This is a genomic window from Hymenobacter agri (genome assembly GCF_054778495.1).
Map to the genome: position 1 here is coordinate 1 of NZ_BAAGZM010000319.1, position 4773 is coordinate 4773.

At 63.4% G+C, this 4773-nt stretch carries 5 protein-coding genes; 1 reads left to right on the forward strand and 4 read right to left on the reverse strand.

Annotated elements, in window-relative coordinates; all coding sequences use genetic code 11:
* Together ACYVDE_RS14680 and rpoN are read right to left on the reverse strand one after the other, a co-directional pair.
* Window positions 1–260, reverse strand: a 260-nt coding sequence (locus ACYVDE_RS14680; protein WP_460502294.1) for a hypothetical protein, incomplete at its 3' end; no start/stop codon positions are given.
* A gap of 49 nt (window positions 261–309) precedes the next feature.
* A complete protein-coding gene (rpoN, locus tag ACYVDE_RS14685; RefSeq protein WP_460502295.1) occupies window positions 310–1899 on the reverse strand; it encodes an RNA polymerase factor sigma-54 in 1590 nt (529 codons plus the stop codon).
* Window positions 1900–2044: 145 nt separating this feature from the next.
* Here rpoN and asnS point away from each other — a divergent pair, with 145 nt between their 5' ends.
* On the forward strand, window positions 2045–3439 hold the full coding sequence (gene asnS, locus ACYVDE_RS14690; protein ID WP_460502296.1) for an asparagine--tRNA ligase: 1395 nt from the start codon (window positions 2045–2047) through the stop codon (window positions 3437–3439).
* 66 nt (window positions 3440–3505) lie between these two features.
* On the opposite strand, the gene ACYVDE_RS14695 is transcribed toward asnS, so the two are convergent.
* Together ACYVDE_RS14695 and ACYVDE_RS14700 are read right to left on the reverse strand one after the other, a co-directional pair.
* The gene (locus tag ACYVDE_RS14695; protein ID WP_460502297.1) at window positions 3506–4015 is read right to left on the reverse strand and encodes a hypothetical protein; all 510 of its coding nucleotides are present in this window, start codon (window positions 4013–4015) and stop codon (window positions 3506–3508) included.
* A 121-nt stretch (window positions 4016–4136) separates the two neighbouring features.
* A complete protein-coding gene (locus ACYVDE_RS14700) occupies window positions 4137–4595 on the reverse strand; it encodes a hypothetical protein (RefSeq protein WP_460502298.1) in 459 nt (152 codons plus the stop codon).
* Window positions 4596–4773: the final 178 nt, after the last annotated feature.

Consider the following 4773-nt stretch of genomic DNA (forward strand, 5'->3'; position numbering starts at 1 on the left):
GCCTGCAGCAGCTGCGAGCGCAGCCGCGACGGGCCGGCCACCTCCAACTCGGCCACCAGGGGCGTAGCCGCCGGGTTGGCGTAGCGCAGCGTGCCGCTAGCATCGAGCCGCAGAATGGGATTGGGGCTGAGCTCGGGCGTTTGCACGCGCGACTGTAGCTGTGCCGCCAGCTCTTCGGCCTGCTCGCGACGGGCGCGCTCGGCCAGATACAGTTCGCGCAGGGCCGCGGCGTCGGAAGGAAGGTGGTCGGGGGAAATCAAAGCGGGTGGCGGGGAATACTCAGGATGACAGGCGTTTGGCATCGTATTCTTACAACTCCTTGCGCAGCCGCGCCACTGGAATGTTGAGCTGCTCGCGGTACTTGGCCACCGTGCGGCGGGCAATGTTGTAGCCGCGGGCATTCAGCATCTTCTCCAGCTTGTCGTCGCTCAGGGGCCGCTCCTTGCTTTCCTTGCCGATGAGGTCCTTCAGAATACTCTTTACCTCGCGGCTGCTGGCGTCCTCGCCCGAGTCGGTGGCAATGCCCTCGGAGAAGAAGTACTTGAGCGGATAAATGCCGAACTCCGTCTGGATGGATTTGGAGTTGGCCACCCGGCTCACCGTCGAGATGTCCATGCCGATGCGCTGGGCAATGTCTTTCAGAATCATGGGCTTGAGCTTGCTCTCGTCGCCTTCCTGAAAAAACTCGCGCTGCAGCTCCACAATGGCGTTCATGGTACGCAGCAGCGTATTCTGCCGCTGCCGGATGGCGTCGATAAACCACTTGGCCGAGTCGAGCTTCTGCTTCACAAAGGTCACGGCCTCCTTCATCTTGGCGTCCTTCTTGGCCGCCTTGTCGTAGGTCCGGAACATCTCGGTGTAGGCCGGGCTCACGCGCAGTTCGGGGGCGTTGCGGGCGTTCAGCGTCAGGTTCAGCACGCCGTTATCATTCGTCAGAATGAAGTCCGGCATCAGGTACTGCGTTTTGCCCAGGCCGCTGGGGCCGGTGCCGCCGGGCTTGGGGTTCAGCTTCAGAATCACGCCAATGGCTTCCTTCAACTCATCGTCTTCCAAATCCAGCTTTTGCTGAATGCGCGGGTAGTGCTTCTTGGTAAACTCGTCGAACGTATCGGTCAGAATCCGTTCGGCGTTCACCGTATTCTCGTCCTGCGGGCGGCGCTCCAGCTGCAGCAGCAGGCACTCGGGCAGGTCGCGCGCGGCAATGCCGGGCGGGTCGAACTGCTGCACCACGCGCAGCACGGCCTCAATCTCGGCCACTGTCACTTCCAGGTTCTGGCTAAAGGCCAGGTCGTTGGCAATGGCCGAGAGGTCGCGCCGGATGTAGCCGTCGCCGTCAATCGAACCGATAAGCTGCTGGCCAATGGCTTCCTGGCGCTCGTCGAGGTCGGCGAAGTGCAGCTGGTCCATCAGCGAGTCGATGAGCGAGCCGCTGGTGTCGGCCAGGGGCGTGTCGCGTTCCTCTTCCTCGCCGGGGCCATCGCCCTGCATCTTGTAGCCGGCAATCTCGTCGTCGTTCAGATAGTCGCTCAGGTCGAGGTCGGTGTTGTCGGGCGCTTCTTCGGTCGAGGCCAGGTCTTCCTTGGCGGCGAGGTCGGGCTCGGGCATCTCGTCGGCCACGTCGTTGTCGGCGCTGCTGCGGTCCTCAAAATCCTCGTCCAGCGTGTTCTCGTCGTTGTCGAGGCTGGCGTCCGGGTCGTCGTCGTCCGAGTCGTCGCTGTCGTCGCGCTCCATTTCCTCGGCGTCGTCGGGCTCGTCTTCCTCCAGCGCGGGGTTCACCTCCATTTCCTCCTTAATGCGCGTTTCCAGCTCCGCCGTGGGGATTTGCAGCAGCTTGATGAATTGAATCTGCTGCGGGCTAAGCTTTTGCGAGAGGAGCTGTTTAAGGTCGAGGCGTTGCATAATAACGAAAGTACGGAAAGGAGGGGGCGGAGGTCAATTCTACTAAAACTTGGCATGAAAAGTTGACGCAGGCGGAGTACCGCGAAAGTTTACGGTACCCGTTCTGTCCTACCTTTGCCCCCTTACAATTCGCTTCCCGCAAGTTATGTCCCTCAAACGGTCCACCGTCAAAGAGCTTCTGGCCAGCCAGGACCTCGACCGCGAAGTCCTGGTTAAAGGCTGGGTTCGCTCCCGCCGCGGCAACAAGTACGTGCAGTTCATCATCGTGAACGACGGCTCCACCCTGCACACCATTCAGGCCGTGGCCGCCGCCGAGAATTTCTCCGAGGAAAGCCTCAAAGAAGTGAGCAACGGTGCCGCCGTGGCCATTCGGGGCACGCTGGTGGCCTCGCAGGGCAAGGGCCAGGCCGTCGAAATTCAGGCCACCGAAGTAACCGTGCTGGGCGCCGCCGATGCCGAAGCCTACCCGCTGCAAAAGAAAGCTACGTCGCTCGAGCACCTGCGCGACATCGCCCACCTGCGCCCGCGTACCAACACGTTTGGCGCGGTGCTGCGCGTGCGCCACGCGCTGGCTTTCGCCGTGCACCAGTATTTCAACGACCACGGCTTCTACTACGTGCACACGCCCATCATCACCGGCTCCGACGCCGAGGGGGCGGGCCAGATGTTCCGCGTGACGACGCTGCCCCCCGAGCACCCGCCCCGCACCGAAGACGGCTCGGTAGATTTCAGCCAGGATTTCTTCGGCAAGCAAACCAACCTCACCGTGTCGGGTCAGCTCGAGGGTGAGCTGGCGGCCATGGCGCTGGGCAGCATCTACACCTTCGGCCCCACCTTCCGGGCCGAAAACTCCAACACCGCCCGCCACCTGGCCGAGTTCTGGATGATTGAGCCCGAAGTGGCCTTCAACGAGCTCGAGGAAAACATGGACCTGGCCGAGGACTTCCTCCAGAGCCTGGTGAAATACGCGCTGGCCAACTGCGCCGATGACCTGCAGTTCCTCAACGACCAGTACGACAAGGAACTGCTAGGTCGCCTCAACTTCGTGGTCGACAACGCCTTCCAGCGCCTCACCTACACCGAGGCCATCGAAATCCTGAAATCGGCCAAGCAGAAGTTCGAATTCCCCGTGGACTGGGGCACCGACCTGCAGAGTGAGCACGAGCGGTACCTGGTAGAGAAGCACTTCAAGAAGCCCGTCATCCTCACCAACTACCCGAAGGACATCAAGGCCTTCTACATGAAGCTGGACGACGACGGCCGCACCGTGCGCGCCATGGACGTGCTGTTTCCCGGCATCGGCGAAATCATCGGCGGCTCGCAGCGGGAGGAGGACTACACCAAGCTCACCACCCGCATGGCCGAGATGCACGTGCCCGCCGAAGACCTCGACTGGTACCTCGACACCCGCCGCTTCGGCTCGGCGCCGCACGCCGGCTTCGGCCTGGGCTTCGAGCGCCTCGTGCTGTTCGTGACCGGCATGAGCAACATCCGCGACGTGATTCCCTTCCCGCGCTACCCCAAGAACGCAGCATTTTAAACGACGCACTTCGCTTGCACAAAAAAACCGGCCCCGGAAGAGGTCGGTTTTTTTGTGCGGTTATGCTCAGTCGCGACCGTGGCCGTGCCCGTGGCCTTTGCCCCGGCCGTGGCCCTGGTCGTTGTCGTCGTCGTAGCGGCCCTCGCGGTATCCTTCGCGGTAAAGCTTTTTAGCCTGGCCGGGCGGTAGGCCGCGCTGGCGCACGATGACGGGGCGGGGCTGCACCACCACCACGCGGCGCGGGTAGCGGTCGCGGTGCGCGCCCACGTACGCCCAGGGCTCGCGGCCGCGGTAGGCAATTACCACCGGGTGGAACTGGTAGGGGTCGTAGCCGTCTACCACGGCTACCGGAATCCATTGGCCGCCCCGGTACACGATGTACTGCTGGGCGTAGAGGTCGTAATACCCATCGATTTCGGGGATGTAATAGAACTGCGTGCCCTGCGGCACGGGCGGCCCCCAGGCCGGACGGCCTACGTTGACGTTGACATTAACCTGAGCCTGGGCGGCCGGGGCCACGGCCAGCGCGGCGGCGCTCAGCAGGGCGGTGGCGAAAAGGCGGGGGAGGAGTTTCATGAGCGGGAGGTAAGCAAAAAGGTAAGCGGAATACGCAGCTATTGGCAAGGAAGGTGCCAAACCGCCGGCCACGCAAAAGCCCCGCCGGATGGGGCAGGGCTTTCGATGGAAATAGACGAGGCTAGTACCGGCCCCGGCCCATTTTCTTGGCTTGTCCGGGAGGTAGGCCGCCGTTGCTGGGGTTGGCGCGGTAGCCCTGCTTTTTGGCCTGGCCGGGCGGCATGGCGCCGTTGCTGGGGTTGCCGCCGCGTGGGTAGCGGGCGCGGTACTCATCGTAGCGCGACCAGGGCTGGCCGCCCACGTAGTCGACCACTACAGGGTGGAAGCTGCGCGGGTCGTAGCCTGTCAGTTTTTCAGTGCGAATCCAGTTGCCATTGCGGCGCACCACGTACTGGCGGGCCGGCACGTCGTAGAAGCCGTCGGTTTCGGGAATGTAGTAGTACTGCGAGCCCTGCGGCACCGCTGGCCCCCAGCTGGGCGGGTTGATGTTGACGTTAATCTGGGCGTGGGCGGCGGGGGCGGCCACGAGGGCAGCGCTACCCAGCAGGGCCGCGCAGCAAAGGGTGGGAAGCAGGCGCATAAGCAGGCGTTTAGCGGGAAATAAAAAGCCCGGCCGAACGAGTGTCCGGCCGGGCACAAGCCTTATACTTGGCTTGGCAGCGTCAAGTTGGGGTGTCTCGTCCTAGTCGCGGCCGTGGCGGCCGCCGCCCTGGCCGCGGCCCCCGTTGCCAGGGCCATTGCCATAGCCCCCGTGGCCG

What these genes read in the sequence shown, in the direction of transcription:
- asnS (WP_460502296.1), top strand. Translation starts at nt 2,045, where the DNA reads ATGTCCCTCAAACGGTCCACCGTCAAAGAGCTTCTGGCCAGCCAGGAC.
- ACYVDE_RS14700 (WP_460502298.1), bottom strand. Translation starts at nt 4,595, where the DNA reads ATGCGCCTGCTTCCCACCCTTTGCTGCGCGGCCCTGCTGGGTAGCGCT.
- ACYVDE_RS14695 (WP_460502297.1), bottom strand. Translation starts at nt 4,015, where the DNA reads ATGAAACTCCTCCCCCGCCTTTTCGCCACCGCCCTGCTGAGCGCCGCC.
- rpoN (WP_460502295.1), bottom strand. Translation starts at nt 1,899, where the DNA reads ATGCAACGCCTCGACCTTAAACAGCTCCTCTCGCAAAAGCTTAGCCCG.